The organism is Streptococcus parasanguinis ATCC 15912, from assembly GCF_000164675.2.
GTDB lineage: Bacteria > Bacillota > Bacilli > Lactobacillales > Streptococcaceae > Streptococcus > Streptococcus parasanguinis.
Map to the genome: position 1 here is coordinate 665846 of NC_015678.1, position 17815 is coordinate 683660.

19 protein-coding genes are annotated in these 17815 nt (G+C 42.9%); 3 read left to right on the forward strand and 16 right to left on the reverse strand.

The window, feature by feature from the left end; translation table 11 throughout:
- Nucleotides 1-7 precede the first annotated feature (7 nt).
- From HMPREF0833_RS03275 to HMPREF0833_RS03315, 9 genes are all read right to left on the reverse strand, one after another.
- On the reverse strand, nt 8-610 hold the full coding sequence (locus tag HMPREF0833_RS03275) for a hypothetical protein (protein ID WP_013903692.1): 603 nt from the start codon (nt 608-610) through the stop codon (nt 8-10).
- Nucleotides 611-730: 120 nt separating this feature from the next.
- Nucleotides 731-1687, reverse strand: a complete 957-nt coding sequence (locus HMPREF0833_RS03280; RefSeq protein WP_003014684.1) for an ABC transporter permease — start codon at nt 1685-1687, stop codon at nt 731-733.
- Entirely contained in the window at nt 1687-2748 is a 1062-nt protein-coding gene (locus tag HMPREF0833_RS03285) for an ABC transporter permease (protein ID WP_013903693.1), read from the reverse strand. Before HMPREF0833_RS03285 ends, HMPREF0833_RS03280 begins: the two co-directional genes overlap by 1 nt.
- Entirely contained in the window at nt 2741-4276 is a 1536-nt protein-coding gene (locus tag HMPREF0833_RS03290; protein ID WP_003014724.1) for an ABC transporter ATP-binding protein, read from the reverse strand. Before HMPREF0833_RS03290 ends, HMPREF0833_RS03285 begins: the two co-directional genes overlap by 8 nt.
- Nucleotides 4277-4404: 128 nt before the next feature.
- Nucleotides 4405-5466 (reverse strand): BMP family lipoprotein, encoded by a 1062-nt coding sequence (locus tag HMPREF0833_RS03295; RefSeq protein WP_003014720.1) that lies wholly within the window; start codon nt 5464-5466, stop codon nt 4405-4407.
- Nucleotides 5467-5541: 75 nt separating this feature from the next.
- On the reverse strand, nt 5542-5931 hold the full coding sequence (locus HMPREF0833_RS03300; RefSeq protein WP_013903695.1) for a cytidine deaminase: 390 nt from the start codon (nt 5929-5931) through the stop codon (nt 5542-5544).
- Nucleotides 5918-6580, reverse strand: a complete 663-nt coding sequence (gene deoC, locus HMPREF0833_RS03305; protein ID WP_013903696.1) for a deoxyribose-phosphate aldolase — start codon at nt 6578-6580, stop codon at nt 5918-5920. Before deoC ends, HMPREF0833_RS03300 begins: the two co-directional genes overlap by 14 nt.
- Nucleotides 6581-6597: 17 nt before the next feature.
- Complete coding sequence (locus tag HMPREF0833_RS03310) at nt 6598-7875, reverse strand: pyrimidine-nucleoside phosphorylase (protein WP_013903697.1); 1278 nt, start codon at nt 7873-7875, stop codon at nt 6598-6600.
- Nucleotides 7872-8465: a class I SAM-dependent methyltransferase gene (locus HMPREF0833_RS03315; protein ID WP_013903698.1), complete on the reverse strand. Its 594-nt coding sequence runs from the start codon at nt 8463-8465 to the stop codon at nt 7872-7874. The genes HMPREF0833_RS03310 and HMPREF0833_RS03315 overlap by 4 nt, the downstream gene beginning before the upstream one ends.
- A 90-nt stretch (nt 8466-8555) precedes the next feature.
- On the opposite strand from HMPREF0833_RS03315, the gene coaA reads away from it, so the two are divergent.
- The 3 genes from coaA (at nt 8556) to HMPREF0833_RS03330 (ending at nt 10397) form a co-directional block, all read left to right on the forward strand.
- Entirely contained in the window at nt 8556-9476 is a 921-nt protein-coding gene (gene coaA / locus HMPREF0833_RS03320) for a type I pantothenate kinase (protein ID WP_013903699.1), read from the forward strand.
- A 96-nt stretch (nt 9477-9572) separates the two neighbouring features.
- A complete protein-coding gene (gene rpsT / locus HMPREF0833_RS03325; protein WP_003007640.1) occupies nt 9573-9821 on the forward strand; it encodes a 30S ribosomal protein S20 in 249 nt (82 codons plus the stop codon).
- Nucleotides 9822-9887: 66 nt separating this feature from the next.
- Nucleotides 9888-10397 carry a DNA topology modulation protein gene (locus HMPREF0833_RS03330; protein ID WP_013903700.1) on the forward strand — a complete coding sequence of 170 codons (510 nt, stop codon included), beginning with the start codon at nt 9888-9890 and terminating at the stop codon, nt 10395-10397.
- Between the two features lie 478 nt (nt 10398-10875).
- Here the strand turns inward: HMPREF0833_RS03330 and ldcB are convergent, their stop codons facing one another.
- From ldcB to pepV, 7 genes are all read right to left on the reverse strand, one after another.
- Nucleotides 10876-11655 (reverse strand): LD-carboxypeptidase LdcB/DacB, encoded by a 780-nt coding sequence (gene ldcB, locus HMPREF0833_RS03335; protein ID WP_013903701.1) that lies wholly within the window; start codon nt 11653-11655, stop codon nt 10876-10878.
- A 10-nt stretch (nt 11656-11665) separates the two neighbouring features.
- On the reverse strand, nt 11666-13453 hold the full coding sequence (locus HMPREF0833_RS03340) for a TcaA second domain-containing protein (RefSeq protein WP_174221304.1): 1788 nt from the start codon (nt 13451-13453) through the stop codon (nt 11666-11668).
- Nucleotides 13454-13519: 66 nt separating this feature from the next.
- The gene (locus HMPREF0833_RS03345) at nt 13520-14629 is read right to left on the reverse strand and encodes a DUF6574 domain-containing protein (RefSeq protein ID WP_013903703.1); all 1110 of its coding nucleotides are present in this window, start codon (nt 14627-14629) and stop codon (nt 13520-13522) included.
- Between the two features lie 317 nt (nt 14630-14946).
- Nucleotides 14947-15231, reverse strand: coding sequence for a rhodanese-like domain-containing protein (locus HMPREF0833_RS03350; RefSeq protein WP_013903704.1), 285 nt, complete (start codon nt 15229-15231; stop codon nt 14947-14949).
- A 20-nt stretch (nt 15232-15251) separates the two neighbouring features.
- A complete protein-coding gene (locus tag HMPREF0833_RS03355) occupies nt 15252-15743 on the reverse strand; it encodes a prolyl-tRNA synthetase associated domain-containing protein (RefSeq protein WP_013903705.1) in 492 nt (163 codons plus the stop codon).
- 12 nt (nt 15744-15755) lie between these two features.
- Nucleotides 15756-16340, reverse strand: coding sequence for a uracil-DNA glycosylase family protein (locus HMPREF0833_RS03360; protein WP_013903706.1), 585 nt, complete (start codon nt 16338-16340; stop codon nt 15756-15758).
- Between the two features lie 52 nt (nt 16341-16392).
- The gene (gene pepV, locus HMPREF0833_RS03365) at nt 16393-17799 is read right to left on the reverse strand and encodes a dipeptidase PepV (protein ID WP_013903707.1); all 1407 of its coding nucleotides are present in this window, start codon (nt 17797-17799) and stop codon (nt 16393-16395) included.
- Nucleotides 17800-17815 lie beyond the last annotated feature (16 nt).

Below are 17815 nucleotides of genomic sequence, written 5' to 3' on the forward strand. Positions count from 1 at the left end.
CAAAGACTTAAAACAAGGATATACTAACAGTTACCTTCGCATTGCCATTTTCCACTCTCGCTTTTGAGATACTATAGCCTGCTTGAGGGATCTCGAGGGTGATTTGATCACCATTGACTGTGAAGCCGCCTCCATTTTGATTGGATTGATCCTTCAAATAGTTAAGAACCAAGAATTTTGGAATGGGCATTTTCCCTAATTTAGCACAGGTCACGGTCAAATTCATGACATTGTTTTCGACTTGACCGGTCATAGTTAAATCTAGATAGCTATCAACTGGTCCTAAGGAAACAGGAACTTTGACATGAAGGTCATCGCCATCCATTCCTAGTGCCATCTTTTGATAGTCAGAATTGTCAAGGGCAGAACCAGCACTTGTTTTTACGACCTGACTCAATTGCACAGAATTGAGACTCAGCTCAGTTGAGACCCCTTCAGTGCTCACAGAGGCATTTGAAACAGCATTTTGAGCCAGTTCAATCAAAGAACTCCCTGCCTGCACATTTCTCAGCTGATCCCCTTCAGGAATAGATCCAGGAACCAATAGGACCACTAATAAAATAAATAAAACGATCACCATGCCAATCAGGCGTCTCATCCACTTAAACATCTGCTCCTCCAATACGTGAAAAGTTGTATTCTTATTGTACCCTAAATCTAAAGAAATTGCGACTAAGAGGGGCCTTTAGAAAGCAAAAGAGACCGAGGAAACCTCGCATCTCTCTGTGCATTATTTCGATTTAATGTAGTTAACACCATCTGCTTTTGGCGCAACTGCTTGTCCGAAGAAGGCTGCCAAGACAACCATGGTCAAGACGTAAGGCGCAATTTGCAAGTAGATGGATGGGATACCTTTAAGTAAAGGCAATTGATTCCCGATAACAGCCAAACTTTGTGAAGCTCCAAAGAAGAGACTAGCCAGCATGGCCCCGATTGGGTTCCATTTCCCGAAAATCATGGCCGCAAGGGCGATAAATCCAGGACCTACAATAGTAGTTACCGCGAAGTTAACAGAAACTGACTGAGCGTAAATGGCTCCTCCGATTCCTGCTAGGGCACCTGAGATCATCACTCCTAAGTAGCGCATTCTATATACATTGATTCCCAATGTATCTGCTGCTTGTGGGTGTTCCCCAACTGAACGAAGACGCAATCCAAATTTCGTCTTGAACATGATAAACCAAGCAAAGAATGAAAAGAGAATCGCAACCCAACCAATGATGCTGGCATTGTTGAAGAAAATATCCCCAATCACCGGAATTTTAGATAAGACCGGAATGGATGTTTTCCCGAAGGCAACTTTGATATTATCAGTTTGACCCTTGTTGTACATCGCTTTAACAAGGAAGACCGCAAGTGGTGGTGCCATCAAGTTCAATACCGTACCTGAGACGATATGGTCAGCACGGAAATGAATGGTTGCCACCGCGTGGATCAAGGAGAAGAGTACTCCAATCCCTGCAGCAACGATCAAGGACAACCATGGTGTCAAATTCCCTAACGTAGGCTCAAAAGTCAAGTTAAAGATAATACCTGAGAAGGCTCCCATAACCATGATTCCTTCCAGACCAACGTTAACAACCCCAGCGTGTTCTGAGTATGCTCCTCCGATACTTGTGAAGATCAGCGGCGCCGCATACACAATCATAGAGGAAACAAGAATACTTAAAATCGTTACAATACTCATTAGTTTGCTCCTCCTTTTTTAGCTGAACGCATCGAGATCATTTTTTCGATAATGTAGTGGGCACATACGAAGAAGATAATGGATGCTGTCACAATTTGAACGACTTCTTCAGGGATGGCAGCTGGCTTCATACCAACTCCCCCAATTTGAAGTGCTCCAAACAAGAAGGCAGCAAATGGAATACCAATTGGTGAATTCATCGCAAGAAGGGCTACGGCCATACCGTTAAATCCAACACTCATCGAGCTGGTTTGAACATAGACATTTGAGTAAATCCCCAGACCTTCTGCTACCCCACCGATACCAGCAAGAGCACCAGAAATGATCATAGAAAGGATAATGGTCCGTTTTGCAGACATCCCTGCGTATTCTGCCGCATTCGCATTGAGACCAACGGCACGGATTTCAAAACCAAGTGTTGTTTTCTTCATCAAGAACCAGATGACCACCACTGCGATGATGGCAAAGAAGATCCCGATGTTCATTTGTGATTTGTCCGTCAAATTACGCAACCAATCCGTCTGGTAGACAGCGTTGGCTCCCACATCAATGGTTGAGTCCTTGTTTTTCATCAAGGAAGCCGGGAAGCTATGAATCAAGGCATTCCCACCATAGAGAACAATATAGTTCATCATAATGGTGATGATGACCTCACTGGTTCCAAGATAGGCACGAAGGAAACCAGGAATCGCTCCAATAAATCCACCTGCGACAGCCGCAATCAAAACGGTCATCGGAATCATCAGTAAGCGAGGCATATTTGGGAAGGAAAGGGCAAACCAAGTCGCCATGATCCATCCAGCAAAAGCCTGACCAGGAAGTCCAACATTAAAGAAGCCGGCCCGGCTTGCTACTGAAAATCCAAGAGCAACTAAAATCAGTGGCCCCATGGCACGGGAAATATTTCCCCAACTCTTAATCGAACCAAAGGCTTTCTTAAACAGCAATTCATATCCCCAAAGGGGATCATAGCTGAAGGCCCACATAATAATGGCACCCAAGACCAATCCTAAAAGGACAGACACCAATGGAACGGCAATTTGTTTTAAATTCTTATTCATTTGATGCTCCCTCCTTTACTTTTCCTCCTGCCATGAGGATTCCAAGTTCTTGCTTATTCGTTGTTTCAGGGGTTACGATCCCTTGGATCTTCCCATCATGAATAACCGCAATACGGTCAGAAACATTCAAAATTTCATCTAATTCAAAGCTGACAACCAGAACGGCTTTCCCATTATCCCGTTCTTGGATCAAGCGTTTGTGTATATATTCGATCGCTCCAACGTCCAATCCACGAGTTGGCTGGCTGACGATCAAAAGATCTGGATCGCGATCGATTTCGCGAGCGATAATGGCTTTTTGCTGGTTCCCTCCAGAGAGAGCCTTAGCTGGTACCACTTCACTGGCTGCACGAACGTCAAACTCTTCCATCAACTTCTTGGCATAAGAGGTAATATTTGGATAATTCAAAATACCATTCTTGCTAAGAGGTTCTTTATAGTAAGTTTGAAGGGCAATGTTTTCAGAAATCATCATATCCAGGACCAAACCATCCCGGTGACGGTCTTCAGGGACGTGCCCCACCTTCATTTCTGTGATTTGACGTGGACGAAGTCCTACAACATCCTTGCCCTTAATCTTGATTGAACCGGATTTTACCTTCCGTAATCCTGTAATCGCTTGGATCAACTCAGACTGACCATTTCCATCAATCCCTGCAATCCCGACGACTTCACCAGCACGAAGTTCCAGCGAAAGATTCTTAACAGCTGGGACTCCCCGGTTTTCGTTTACAACCAAGTTTTCGATCGACAAGACAACTTCTTTTGGTTGAGAAGGACCTTTCTCCGTTTTAAAGGAAACAGAACGACCGACCATCATTTCGGCCAAATCTTGGTTAGTAGCTCCACCAATCTCGACTGTTTCAATAGATTTCCCGCGACGGATAACTGTGACGCGGTCTGAAACAGCACGGATTTCATCCAACTTGTGCGTAATCAAGATGATAGATTTTCCTTCATTCGCCAAGTTCTTCATGATTGTCATCAATTCTTCGATTTCAGCTGGTGTCAACACCGCAGTTGGTTCATCGAAGATCAGGATGTCGGCTCCACGATAAAGCGTCTTTAAGATTTCCACACGTTGCTGCGCACCAACGGAAATATCCTCAACTTTGGCATTTGGATCTACTGCCAAGCCATATTTTTTAGACAACTCAAGGATATCTTGACTGGCTTTTTTAAGGTCCAAAACACCATGTTTAGTGGTTTCAGAACCAAGGATAATATTTTCAGCAACTGTAAAAGCTTCAACCAACATAAAGTGTTGGTGCACCATTCCAATTCCTAAAGAAGCTGCTTTTGAAGGTGAGTCTAGGTTAACAGTTTTTCCATTTACCACGATGTCTCCGCTAGTTGGTTCCAACAAACCAGCCAACATATTCATCAGTGTAGATTTCCCTGCACCATTTTCTCCAAGAAGTGCATGGATTTCACCTTTGCGCAACTGAAGATTAATCTTATCATTTGCTACAAAGTCACCAAATTTTTTGGTAATCTCACGCATTTCGATGACATATTCATGTGTCATGGGGTGTTTCCTTTCAAAATTTTTTTATTTCAATAAAATCTGCTAGGTGACTAACAGATTTTATTGAGACAAAAATGTCTCACTTTAAAAGAAACGGCCCTTAAAGGGAGGGCCGCTCCAATCAAATATTATTTTTCAGGAACTTTAAGAGACCCATCAAGGATTTTAGCTTTGGCATCTTCGACAGCTTTTTTAGCATCTGCAGAAAGGTTGTCGGTTGTCAAATCAACTCCACCATCTTTCAAGCTATAAGTAATCACTTTACCGCCAGGGAATTTACCGTCAGCAGCTTTCTTAGCTAAGTCTTTTACAGATTCTCCGACTTTCTTCAAGCTTGAAGCCAATACGAAGTTAGATTTTTTGCCATCTTTAGAAGTGTATTCACCTTCAGCTTTTTGGTCACGGTCAACCCCAAGAACCCAAACTTTTTCGTCTTCATTTTTCTTCTCGTTCAAGTCTTTAGCTTCAGAGAAGACACCTGCACCAGTACCACCAGCTACTTGGTAGATAACATCTGCACCTGCAGCGTATTGTGCAGCGGCAATTGTTTTACCTTTAGCAGAGTCACCGAATGAACCAGCGTAGTCTACTTGAACTTTGATAGATGGGTCAACAGATTTAACACCAGCTTCAAATCCAGCGCGGAAACGAGTGATAACTTCACTTTCCATACCACCTACAAAACCAACTTGTTTAGTTTTTGTAGTTTTTGCAGCAGCGATACCAGCAAGGTAACCAGCTTCGTTATCGGCATAAACAGCAGATGCTACGTTCTTTTGTCCTTCAATACGGTCATCGATGATGACATAGTTCACATCTTCGTTGTCTTTTGCAGCTTTTTTAATAGAGTCGCTCAAGGCAAAACCAACACCAAAGATCAATTTGTAGTCGTTAGAAACAGCTTCATCAAGGTTTGTCGCATATTGAGATTGATCTGTTGATTGGAAGTAGTCAAATCCGTTCCCTTTAGAAAGACCGTTTTCTTTACCCCAAGCTTGCAAACCTTCCCAAGCAGATTGGTTGAATGATTTGTCATCCACACCACCAGTATCGGTAACGATAGCAACTTTCAAATCTGTTTTAGATTCTGAGTTAGCGCTATCTTTTTTAGACGCACGATTTCCACATGCTGCAAGTCCGATAGCAGCGACAGTTACTAGACCAAGGCCTAGCCATTGTTTCTTGTTCATTACTGAACCTCCTAAATTATTGTGCAACATTGTTGCGAAGTATTGAAAGGGTCAAAAGACCGCCCCACAGACCCATTAAGTCAAGTCTGTAAAGGAATATGGAAGTAATTCCTTGACCGTCATCACGACCGTCGATTTATCTTTAGATACTAAGGTTACAGGAAGGTCTGGCTCAAAAAATTCAGCCATGACCTGGCGACAAGCACCACATGGAGAGATGGGTTTTTCTGTTTGCCCGTAGATAATGAGCTCTTGAAAGTCACGAGCTCCTTCAGAAACAGCTTTAAAAATGGCTGTCCGTTCTCCACAGTTAGTTAATCCAAAACTGGCATTTTCGATATTGACCCCTGTATAGATTTCCCCATCCTTTGTTAGCAGTACAGCTCCAATTGGGAAATGAGAATAGGGCACATAGGCTTGTTTACTCACTTCAACTGCTAAGTCAACCATCTCAGTAGTCGCCATGAGCCACCTTTCCTTCCATGATTGCTACACCAGAAGAAGTTCCGATACGGGTCGCACCAGCATCGATAAAAGCAAGAGCATCTTCATAAGAGCGAGCACCACCAGAAGCCTTAACACCCATGTCAGGTCCAACTGTTTGACGCATTAAGGCCACATCTTCTACCGTTGCTCCTCCAGTAGAGAAGCCAGTTGAAGTCTTCACAAAGTCTGCCCCAGCCTCTTTAGCAATTTGGCAAGCAACGACCTTTTCATCGTCTGTTAAGAGACAAGTCTCAATAATGACTTTGACAAGCTTATCCCCGCTCGCTTCGACTACCGCTTGGATATCTTCCTCAACTAGTGCTAAATTCTTAGACTTAAGTGCTCCGATATTAATGACCATGTCAATTTCATCGGCACCATTTTGAATAGCATTTTTTGTTTCACACGCTTTGACAAATGGTGTATTTGCTCCCAAAGGAAAACCAATAACGGTACAAACTTTAACGTCTGAATCGCACAAGCCCTCAGCCGCAAAATTCACCCATGTCGGGTTCACACAGACACTCGCAAAACCATAAGCCTTGGCTTCTTCTATCAGCTTTTCGATCTGTTCTTGTTGCGCGTCTGGTTTTAAAAAAGTGTGATCGATATATTTATTTAACTTCATATAATCTCCTGAGTTGCTTAAGATATTATTTCAATAATTTCTTTAACGCTTTCAGCCCTTTCTAGTATTTTAACATTTTTTTTGAATTCTGTAACGCTTTCTTGTGAATTTTTTTCATTCATGAAAATGCGGGCAATACGTTCCCCTTTTTTGACGTGCTCTCCCACTTTTTTGTCAAACACAATCCCTGTTTCATAATCGAGGGGATCCGATTTGACGGCACGACCAGCACCCAGGCGCATAGCAAACAAGCCAAACTCCATGGCAGGTAAAGCAGCAATAACGCCATCGTGATCCGCTGTTACTTCAAGGACCTGATCCACTTTGACAGGACGATGCAATTCTTCTAAGTCTCCACCTTGAGCCACAACCATTTCTTCAAACTTCGCTAAGGCTTGTCCATTGCTCAAGTGTGCATGGATGGCTTCAATCGTTTGGTCCACATTGGCTAATTTCAACATGATTTGCGCTAATTCACAAATAAACTCTGTCACATCAGCGCGCCCCTGTCCTTTCAGAATATCCAGGGCTTCCAAAATCTCTAAACGATTGCCAATACTGGTTCCCAAGGGTTGGCTCATATCTGTAATGACAGCGATTGTCTTGCGCCCTACGGCATTACCAAGATCCACCATGGTACGGGCTAAGCGACGAGCATCCTCAATATTCTTCATGAAGGCACCCTCGCCCACTGTCACGTCCAAAAGAATGGCATCGGCACCTGCAGCAATTTTCTTACTCATGACGGAGCTAGCAATCAAAGGAATGGTGTCCACTGTCGCTGTCACATCACGCAGAGCATACAAGAGTTTGTCTGCTTTTACGAGTTGGTCGGATTGACCAATGACCGATAAGCCGATCTCCTGCACCTGCTGGATAAATTCCTCTTGGGTCCGTTCAATCTGGAAGCCTTTAATGGATTCCAACTTATCGATGGTCCCACCTGTGTGGCCTAAGCCACGACCGCTCATTTTAGCAACCGGCACTCCGAAACTTGCAACCAAAGGCACCAAGACCAAGGTTACCTTGTCTCCCACACCGCCAGTCGAATGCTTGTCCACCTTGATCCCTGGAATAGCTGACAAATCAAACTGTTGCCCCGTTTGGACCATCTTCATGGTCATATGAGAGATTTCTTCCGTCGTCATCCCTTTAAAATAAACAGCCATAGCAAAAGCAGACATTTGGTAATCTGGTACTGTTCCAGCCACATAGCCCTCAATCAGCCATTCAATTTCTTCCTTGTTTAAGGCAAGACCATCTCTTTTTTTCTGAATGATATCTACTGCTCTCATGATTCTTTCTCACTTCTTAAAATATAATAGCCTTTGTCTTTTTTTACGATTTCACAATTGCCAAACGTCTCTTCCATCTTGGCCTTAGCGCTCGGAGCCCCTTGTTTTTTTTGAATGACAATGGTCAAGTCTCCACCTGGTTTCAAATGTTCAAAACTACCAGTGATCACTTGGTGAACCACTTTCTTACCAGCTCGGATCGGCGGATTACTGATCACATGGTCAAAGACTCCTTCTACTGCTTCATAGACATCTGAAGAAAAGATCTGGGCTTCCACGCCGTTTCGGCTGGCATTTTTCTTAGCCAAGTCTAGTGCCCTCTCATTGACATCGACCATAGTCACTGCAACTCCCTGGGCTTTAGTTAGAGAGAGGCCAATTGGACCATAGCCACAGCCAACATCAAGGACACTTTCCCCTTCTTGAAAATCCAAAGTTGATAAGAGGACCTGGCTTCCATAGTCAATCATTTTTTTACTAAAGACGCCAGCGTCTGTATAGAAATTCATCTTTTGCCCCAATAAAACAACAGCCAGATCATGAATATCATGGGCTGCATCTGGGTTTACATCAAAATACATTTTACTCATAAGGTTATTTTATCATAATTCATTCCTTTTTTAAATCGTTTACATGACCTCTAAAAATTGGTATACTAAAGACTACAATAGGAGTGACATATGGACAAAGAATTTCTACATTTTGAAAAAATTAATCGAGAAACGTGGCAAAATTTGCACCGCAAAACCACCCCACCTCTCTCTCAAACAGAGCTCAATTCTATTAAAAGTTTTAACGACCGCATCAACCTCCATGATGTACGTGACGTCTACCTGCCTTTGACAAACCTGATTGGAATCTACAAGCGTTCCAAAGAAGATTTGGCCTTCTCAAAAGGTATTTTTCTTCAAAAAACGAGTGAACGCCAACCCTTTATCATTGGGGTTTCAGGGAGTGTTGCTGTTGGGAAATCGACCACCAGCCGTCTTCTACAGATTCTGCTTTCGCGGACCTTCGAAGGCTCGAGCGTGGAATTGGTAACAACGGATGGCTTTCTTTATCCCAACGCTGTCTTAAAAGAACAGGAGCTTCTCAATCGAAAGGGATTTCCAGAAAGTTATGATATGGAATTACTCCTTCATTTTCTTAATCAAATCAAAAACAACAAGAGCGTAGAAATCCCTGTCTATTCCCACGAAATATACGATATTGTCCCAGATGAGAAGCAAACCATTTTACCGGCTGATTTTGTCATTGTAGAAGGGATCAATGTCTTTCAAAATCCGCAAAATGACAGTCTCTATATGACCGATTTCTTTGATTTTTCGATCTATGTGGATGCCGCGGTCGACGATATCGAATCTTGGTATATCGATCGCTTCCAAAAACTCCTTGCATTAGCTCAGAATGATCCCAATAACTACTACTATCGATTTACAGAGCAACCCCTAGAAGAAGTTTTAAACATGGCCCATCAGGTCTGGGAATCCATTAATTTAGTCAACTTGCAACATTACATCCAACCAACCAGAAACCGAGCTGATCTGATTCTCCATAAGGCAACCAACCATGAAATCGACGAAATTTATCTCAAACGCTAGAGAAAATGGCCTTTTAACGGTACTTTTTTAAGGAAAAGCTATTTTAGGCTTGTCAAATCTTAACTTTTCATATATAATTAGATAGTTAGATTATCAATGGAGGTGAATAACTTGGCAAACATTAAATCAGCTATCAAACGCGCTGAATTGAACGTTAAACAAAACGAAAAAAACTCAGCTCAAAAATCAGCTATGCGTACTGCAATCAAAGCTTTTGAAGCAAACCCATCTGAAGAACTTTACCGCGCTGCTAGCTCAGCTATCGATAAAGCAGAAACTAAAGGTTTGATCCACAAGAACAAAGCTAGCCGTGATAAAGCACGTCTTGCAGCGAAACTTGGTTAATCAAGAACAGCATAAAAATCAAGCTCTCCGGAGCTTTTTTTGTTCCTAAAATTTTGAGAGGTGCTTATGAAAATCGTTATTATCGGCTATTCTGGATCAGGTAAATCCACCTTGGCTGAAAACTTATCCCGCCACTACTCCATTCCCAAGCTACATATGGACACCCTTCAATTTCAATCGGGTTGGATAGACAGTGATCGGGATTGGATGGAGAAAGAGATGAGACAGTTTCTTAGTGACCATAGAGACTGGGTCATTGATGGCAATTACTCTTGGTGCTACTATGAGGAGAGAATGGAGCAAGCCGACCAGATTATCTTTCTCAACTTCTCTCGTTGGAACTGCCTCTTTAGAGCCTGGAAACGATACCGCCGTTATAAAGGCCGAGTCCGAGAGAGTATGGCAGCAGGCTGCCCTGAACGCTTTGACTGGGAATTCATCCGTTGGATCCTTTGGGACGGTCGCCAAGCCAGACAGGTCACACGCTATCGGACTGTCAACCAAACCTATCCAGACAAATTTATCTCTCTCAAGAATCAAAAAGAGCTGGATGCATTTCTAAAAACAATCCAATAAAAAGGTTGGAGATTTTAACCCCAACCTCAGATTGTAGACAAAGTCATATTAAAAACTTTCCTTAGGTGAGTACGGACGTCAGCGAACTTCTACGAAGTTCCATGACTAAATCAAGATACTAAGGGCGTCTGCGGATAAAGTCAAAATAGGAAGTTTGACGCAGAATCTTTCGATTCTAGGATAACTTATCTTTTTGACACAATCCGCAGCCCGTGTTCAATTTGTATTGAGCCCCCTCGCTCTTTAGTTTCTGGGCTCAGGCTAAAACAGTTTCCCAAACTGTTTTACTCTCAATAATTCCGAGTGCCTGAATCGTTATTGTTTCAGGCACTTTACTCACATCGGAAAGTTTCAGTATTTTCTTGATCCAATCTAAAAATTGGAACTCAATTTTATTTCTTAGCAGGATCGCTTAATTTATTTTACTTTAAAATAGTTTGTCTACATTTTAAGGTTGGGATATCTATCCCAACCTTTTTTATTTATCAACGTAATCGCCACCGGTGAAGCCATAGTATTCTTCCAGACTCAAACCTGAGTCAGCGATATCTTGCGCTTCTTTTCCGATATAGCGGAGATGCCAGCTCTCTGGCATGTAGCCTGTTACTTTTTCTTTTCCTTCTTGGTAACGAACCACAAAGCCATATTTAGCAGCATTCTTGAGCAACCACTTACTTGGTCCAGGTTCGGTTACCAAATTACCACTGGTATCGATCAGATCAAAGGTCAAACCTGTCTGGTGTTCACTATAACCCGGTCTTGCAGAATAACGATCTGCGGCCTCCTGACCATCTTGATTGACATAGTTTTGGTAGAGGCCAACTTGGGTGTCGTAGCTACGAAAACCACTATATTGGTCACTGATCGGATAACCTTCTGCCTGCATGGCTGCGATCAATTCATGAAGGGCTGAAACAGCTTCAGGATCTTCCCCTGGGTTAAAGTCAGGCGACAAGGGATAATGTTTGTTGGCGATCATGACCTCACCATATTTCCCTTTGACACTATAGTAGGAACCATTATAGCTGACACCAGAATCCACTTTCACATCTGACTTACCAGCTTTTGACGATTCTTCTTTGCCAGTCTCTTTTGACGTATTCTTTGTAGAAGACGTTTCTTTGGAAGTCTTGGTTTGCGTTTGTTTGCTTTCTTCTTTTGCAGAAGATTTAGAACTAGTGGATTGAGATTGGGAGCAAGCTGTCAGGGTTAACAAGGCAACTGTCACCAAAGTTAATTTGGAAAATCTTGCTTTCATGAGGAATCTCCTATGATTCTTTTGTTACGACAATATCCGTAATCACATAACTTGCACCTACTTTTTTCAAGGTGTAGGTCTTGTACTTGCGGTTTTGTGAATCTGGATGGCTATCTGTATAATGCACGGTAAAGTCTTCATAAGTCTTGATCGTCACCACACCATTTTCTTCCGTGACACTTTGAATGTCCAATGCTCCTGGAGTATAGTAGTCAATTTTTGCCTTTCGAACACCATCACCAGTTGTGAATTCAACCATGTCCTTGTAGGCTTGACTTTGTGTATCATAGTATTTAGAGTAGGTGTTGTTTCGATTTGAAACTGAGCTAAAGACTGCGTCGCGGTACTCTTTCAAGAATTCTTCTGCCAAGGTCCGATTTTGTTCTTCTTTGGCTGCTTGCGCTTTCTTAGCATCTTGTGCACTCTTAATGCGTTTTAGGGTATCTTTGGCTAGTTTGAGTTCGATCGGATCGTTCTCACCCTCTTCAATCGTCACCTTAGCCTTTTCAGTTGTATAGGTTTCCCCATTCATGTTGAAGACAGCATGTACTTCAATTTCTTGATAAGGGATGCTGTCTACTTCAAAAGTCGTGCTGGTTCCGACTTCTTTGCCGTTGACCACAACCTTCACATCCGTTGGGTTTTCAACTTCATCTGGGAACTCAACTTCTAAATTGCGTTTTTCAGAATTCAACTGCAATTCTAAGTTATTCTTAGTTGCTTTTTTTGGATTGAGATGGATCTTAGAAGTAACATTTCCGACTTCAGTTTTAGCAGACAATTCCATTTCTTTTGTATTGTAATGGAAAGAACCAAGATCTGTCACTGCATCTTTCTTCAAGGTTACCGTTTTATTGGCAGCTACTTTGAGTTTGGCTTGGTCCAAATTGGTCTTGACCTTGACTTGCACTGGATAGCTGGCCACACGGTATTCTTGGAAGATTCCAAATTTCTTGTCCGCTTTCTCCAAACCAAAAATCTTGTTTCCAGATTTATCCGTATAGCTGCCTTCTCCACCATTATCAATGATCTTGTTCAACTCTGTACCGATATCGACCCCTTGATCTTCCATGCTGGTAATAAAGCTTTCGGCTTCATCCTTTGTCCATTTATCGTTATCGGTTGAAAGCAGATCTGCTGCTTCGCGATAATCCTTGGTGTCCACTGCCTTAATAAATTTATCTGCAGTCACTTCGACACGCGTTGTTGACTGGAAGTAAAAGAAGGCTGCTACCAAAGCGATCACAAGGACTGCGATAGCAGAAATAATCCCAATTTTCTTCTTGGAAAGTTTCTTTCCACCCTTCGTTTTAGGGGCCTTTTGTTTTTTCTGAGCTGGACCTGCTTCTGTGACATTTGGACCAGCAAAGACCTGCGTTTGCTCAGCAGCAAGTGGAGCTTCATACTCTTGAGTCGGCTGTTGAGGCACATATTCCTGTGTTTCTTCTGTTGCATCTGGGTTCGCAAATTCTGCTTCAGTCACAGGTTCTACAAAAAACTCGAAGTTTTGACTTTTAGCCGCGGTAAATTCTTCCGCACTTGGCTTGCGGCCATAGGTTTCTTCAAAATGTTGCAACCAAGCCTGACGAGCTGCTAGAAGTGGATCGACATTCTTCACTTCTTCAACTGGTTCAACCACTGGTTCCTCAACAGGAGCGACTTCCTCTGCTGGGGCATTTCCTGCGATAGACTGAATTTGTTTCAAATCAAATCCACAAGCTTTCCCAGCCATAAACTCTTCTGGTGACGGTTTGCGACCGATCACTTTTTCAAATAATTCAACCCATTTCTTTTGCATGGATCTCTTCTCCCTCATTATAAAATAGGGAAAGTGGGTCCCCCCACCTTCCGTTTTGTGATATTGTTAGAATCCAAAGTTAGAGAAATTTGGAGCACTTGGAATAAATCCAATAGCTACTTGTTCTAAAATACGAGCATTCACATAAATGACAAAGATGGCAATGAGAAGCAAGACAACAGATGATGCTACTAGAAGCAAGAATTTATCTGCTTTAAAGCTTGTCTTGTTCAATCCTTGATGAACGACATAGCATGTTCCAACAAAGAACAAGAAGAAAATAAGGAAATTTACAAAGCCATAAAATTCATAAACCTTTACAAGACCTACTAAGAAAGCAAGAAGGGCAAGTGGCAAAGTGTAGACAGACAAACGTCCAAATTCTTCAAATGAACGCCCGTAACTGTATTCCTTATCTTGAAGAAGCACACGACGAACAAAGAATCCTGCTACTTGGAAGGCGTAAACGCTAAAGAATAGGGAAATCAATGTCAACATAAAGGCACGGAAATCCATTCCATAACCACCTGTAGCTCCACTAGCTGTGAAGAAAGTTGATAGGGTCAAGACAAAGGCAGTCAAGACATACTGTAAAATTCCGTTAAGAGCTTTTGGATTTTCTACAGCTGTTGGACGTTTCAAAGCTGAAAGGAACCAATTCCAGTAACCACCAACTGCTACACCAAATTGACTTGGTTGGCCAGGATAAGGTTGTCCTGGTTGACCTTGGTAAGGAGCTTGTTGATAAGCTGCTTGAGTAGGTTGTTGGTAGGCTTGCTGTGGAGCTTGTTGGAAAGCAGGTCCATTCGCTGGAGCAGCTTGAGGGGCCGGTTCTTGAACTGGAGCTGCTACTGGTTCTTCTGCAGGAGCAGTTGGTGCTGCTGGTGCTGCTGGCGCTGCTGGTGCTGCAGGTGCTGCAGGTGCTGCTGGCGCTGCAACAAACTCTGGAGCTTGAGGAGCTGCTGGCGCTGCAACAAACTCTGGGGCTTGTGGAGCAGCAACTGGTTCTTCCACAGGTGCAGTTGGTGCTGCGACAAATTCTGGGGCTTGTGGGGTTTCTGGAACCACTACTTCTTCTTGAAATTCTCCTGCAGCCAGTGCTTGAGCAATTTCTTCTGCACTAGCAGAACGACCATTTACGGCTTCGAAATAATCCAGCCAATCTTGTTTTGACATAATGAATCTCCTTAACTATTGTTTATACTAGGGTATTATACAAAATTTCTGAACCATTTTCAATGAAAGACTGGAAAATCCCTGTAAGATCTTTTGAAAAACATACAAATTCTACTCATATTTAGAAATTAGTAAAGAAAGTGGCTGGGACAAAAGTCCTAGCCTCTCAATTATTTTTGGATTGTCGAGCAAGACGCAGTGGTTGAGTGGGCTCTACTACGCTGATTTCATCAGCTTTTACAGCCCTACTCAACTGTGCGGAGGTGGGACGACGAAATCGAATTCTAATGAATTACCGATTTCTGTCCCACTCTCTCTTAGGATTCAAATGCATCCATGCCACCTTGGACGTTGGTCACATCATAGCCTTGCTCTTCCAAAAATTGGCAAGCGCGTGCTGAGCGTCGACCTGACTTGCAGATGACATAATAGGGATGATCCTTCTCTAATTCCTGGTAGCGATTTGCTAACTCAGATAAGGGAAGAAGACGAACTCCGTCTAAGTGAAGGGCATCATATTCCTCCTGCTCGCGTACATCAAGAACGTGTATGTTTCCTTTTTGATAAGCTTGGTAAAAGCTTGAAAATGGAATTTCTTTCATGATTTCTCCTATCAGGTATGCTATGGAAGGGTTAGAATTTGATAGCTAAAGCCAATTGACTCTAAAAATCGGAACAAGTCTTGGGTTTTAATAAAGATCGTTTTTTCATTGGTATTGGGATGGAAGGTCATGATTTCCTCTGACACAATGTCTTTATCGAAATAGACTCGAATATCTTTTTCTTCATTGTTCAATAAACCAAATGGAGAAACCGTTCCTGGCGGTAATTGCATTTTTTCAGCTAAAGAATCTGCTGAAGCCATGCGGATCCGGTTGGCTTCCACTTGCTCTTTGAAATCATCCATATCCAATGGCTTCTGGTCATCCATGATGAGCAGATAGTATTGGGTTTTCTTCTTGTTGGTCAAAAACATGGTCTTGGTCCGGACGCCTTCTAAGCCTTCAATATAAGAATCCGCCTGCTCAGTCGTGAATGCAGGTGGGTGTTCCACCACATCAAATGAAATTCCTAACTCATCTAATTTTTCTTTAACTTGTTGATAAGGATCCATCTTCGCTCTCCTTTATTTTTGAATGATCTCTTGTACTAAGGTTTGCAATTCTGGCACCACCTCTGCCTCAAACCAAGGATTTTTAGCCATCCAGATTTGATTGCGAGGGGAAGGGTGAACAAGTGGAAAATAGGTTGGCAAATAGTCTTTAAAATGGTGAACCCGTTCGGTTACCTTGCCACTAACCTTTTCATGAAGGTAGTATGCTTGGGCATATTGTCCAATTAAGAGGGTTAACTCAATATCCGGACACTCCTTGAGAAGTTGAGGGTGCCACTTTTCCGCAAAGCCTTTGCGAGGTGGAAGGTCACCAGATTTTCCATGCCCTGGGAAATAAAAGTCCATAGGAATGACCGCAAACAAACCAGAATTGTAAAAGGTGTCTTCGTCAACTCCTAACCATTCGCGTAGGCGGTCACCACTCTTATCCTTCCAGTAAATACCAGCTTCTTGTGTTTTCAGTCCAGGTGCCTGTCCGATGATATTGATACGAGCTGTCTTTGGGGCTGCAAAGAGCGGCTCGATTCCTTTATCCGTATATGCTTTATTTTGAGGATCTGCCATAATGGCTTGTTTAATGGTTTCAATCCTTGACATAATTCCCCCTTCTATGGAAAAACTCAGCCAGAAAAACTGGCCGAGTAGTGGATTATTTGATTAGTTCATAGATGGCTTCTGCGTAAATAGCAGCTGCACGATAGAGATCTTCGACATCTGCGAACTCATTAGCTTGGTGCATGGTATTGACATAGTCTGGGAACATAGCACCAAAGGCAACCCCACGTTTCAAGAGACGACCAAAGGTACCACCACCGATCACTTGTTCGTGTCCTTTGAGGCCAGTTTGTTTTTCGTAAACACGCAAGAGAGTGGATACCAATTCGTCATCCATCGGAACATAGTGAGGTGTGTGACCATGGGCTGACAAGCTTACTGTAGCCACTCCTTCGATCTTTTCAAGAGTAGACTTGATGGTTTCAGGATCTGTACCTTGAGGGTAACGGATATTGAGGGCAATAGTGTTGTCTGCTTGGCTTTCATCAAAATGGAAGACACCTGCATTCATGCTCAATGGTCCCATTTTGGCATCTGTATGGGCAATACCTAATTTTTCACCAGCAAAATCTTCGTGAAGAAGTGAAGCTGTCACATGAAGGTAAGCCTTAGCAGCACCACCAAAATCAAATTGGTTCAACAAGAGAGCCAAGTAGGTCGCACCATTAATTCCATCTTCAGGAGTTGATCCGTGAGCAGATTTCCCAACAATCGTAACGGTATAGGTTTCTTCATCAACAGTTGAGATTTCATACTTGAGCTGGTGTTCCTTGGCAAAGGCATCTAAGAGGCCAGCAAGATCTGGTAGTTGTCCAGAAACGACTGCAGTCGCTGACTCTGGTACCATGTTTTCACGAAGGCCACCTGTAAAGCTATGAAGATGGGCACTTCCTTTGTTGTCATTTCCAAAATGAAGGTACTCAGTGATGTTTCCTTTTTCCCCATTGATGATTGGGAATTCCGCATCTGGTGAGAAGCCAAAATCTGGCTCAGGAAGTCCGACGTGTTTGAAATAGTAATCCATGTCGCCCCAGCCTGATTCTTCATCTGTACCGACAACAAAGCGCACGCGCTTGGAAACAGGGAGTCCTAGGTCTTTAATGATCTTCAAACCATAGTAGCAGGCCATTGTAGGCCCTTTATCATCAGACGAACCACGCGCATAGAGCTTACCATCGATAATTTCTGGTTTGTATGGATCCGTCTTCCAGCCACTACCTGCAGGTACGACGTCCATATGGGCAAAGATTCCAAGCTCTTCTTCTCCTTCACCAAAGGTAAAGTGGCCGGCATAATTGTCGACATTCTTGGTTTCATAGCCATCACGTTTGGCAATTTCCAAGAATTTTTCAAGAGCTTTTACAGGACCAGGTCCAAAAGGATGCTCTGCATCTGCCTTGCTGTCATCGCGTTCAGAATTGATTTCCAAGAGGCTGTATAGGTCAGCCATCATCTCATCGCGACGTTTTTCTACTTCTGCTTTAAAGTCAACTGTTGTCATGAATTCCTCCTCGATC

Coding starts and splice junctions, on each gene's coding strand:
- HMPREF0833_RS03275 (WP_013903692.1), bottom strand. CDS start 610: ATGTTTAAGTGGATGAGACGCCTGATTGGCATGGTGATCGTTTTATTT.
- HMPREF0833_RS03280 (WP_003014684.1), bottom strand. CDS start 1,687: ATGAGTATTGTAACGATTTTAAGTATTCTTGTTTCCTCTATGATTGTG.
- HMPREF0833_RS03285 (WP_013903693.1), bottom strand. CDS start 2,748: ATGAATAAGAATTTAAAACAAATTGCCGTTCCATTGGTGTCTGTCCTT.
- HMPREF0833_RS03290 (WP_003014724.1), bottom strand. CDS start 4,276: ATGACACATGAATATGTCATCGAAATGCGTGAGATTACCAAAAAATTT.
- HMPREF0833_RS03295 (WP_003014720.1), bottom strand. CDS start 5,466: ATGAACAAGAAACAATGGCTAGGCCTTGGTCTAGTAACTGTCGCTGCT.
- HMPREF0833_RS03300 (WP_013903695.1), bottom strand. CDS start 5,931: ATGGCGACTACTGAGATGGTTGACTTAGCAGTTGAAGTGAGTAAACAA.
- deoC (WP_013903696.1), bottom strand. CDS start 6,580: ATGAAGTTAAATAAATATATCGATCACACTTTTTTAAAACCAGACGCG.
- HMPREF0833_RS03310 (WP_013903697.1), bottom strand. CDS start 7,875: ATGAGAGCAGTAGATATCATTCAGAAAAAAAGAGATGGTCTTGCCTTA.
- HMPREF0833_RS03315 (WP_013903698.1), bottom strand. CDS start 8,465: ATGAGTAAAATGTATTTTGATGTAAACCCAGATGCAGCCCATGATATT.
- coaA (WP_013903699.1), top strand. CDS start 8,556: ATGGACAAAGAATTTCTACATTTTGAAAAAATTAATCGAGAAACGTGG.
- rpsT (WP_003007640.1), top strand. CDS start 9,573: ATGGAGGTGAATAACTTGGCAAACATTAAATCAGCTATCAAACGCGCT.
- HMPREF0833_RS03330 (WP_013903700.1), top strand. CDS start 9,888: ATGAAAATCGTTATTATCGGCTATTCTGGATCAGGTAAATCCACCTTG.
- ldcB (WP_013903701.1), bottom strand. CDS start 11,655: ATGAAAGCAAGATTTTCCAAATTAACTTTGGTGACAGTTGCCTTGTTA.
- HMPREF0833_RS03340 (WP_174221304.1), bottom strand. CDS start 13,453: ATGCAAAAGAAATGGGTTGAATTATTTGAAAAAGTGATCGGTCGCAAA.
- HMPREF0833_RS03345 (WP_013903703.1), bottom strand. CDS start 14,629: ATGTCAAAACAAGATTGGCTGGATTATTTCGAAGCCGTAAATGGTCGT.
- HMPREF0833_RS03350 (WP_013903704.1), bottom strand. CDS start 15,231: ATGAAAGAAATTCCATTTTCAAGCTTTTACCAAGCTTATCAAAAAGGA.
- HMPREF0833_RS03355 (WP_013903705.1), bottom strand. CDS start 15,743: ATGGATCCTTATCAACAAGTTAAAGAAAAATTAGATGAGTTAGGAATT.
- HMPREF0833_RS03360 (WP_013903706.1), bottom strand. CDS start 16,340: ATGTCAAGGATTGAAACCATTAAACAAGCCATTATGGCAGATCCTCAA.
- pepV (WP_013903707.1), bottom strand. CDS start 17,799: ATGACAACAGTTGACTTTAAAGCAGAAGTAGAAAAACGTCGCGATGAG.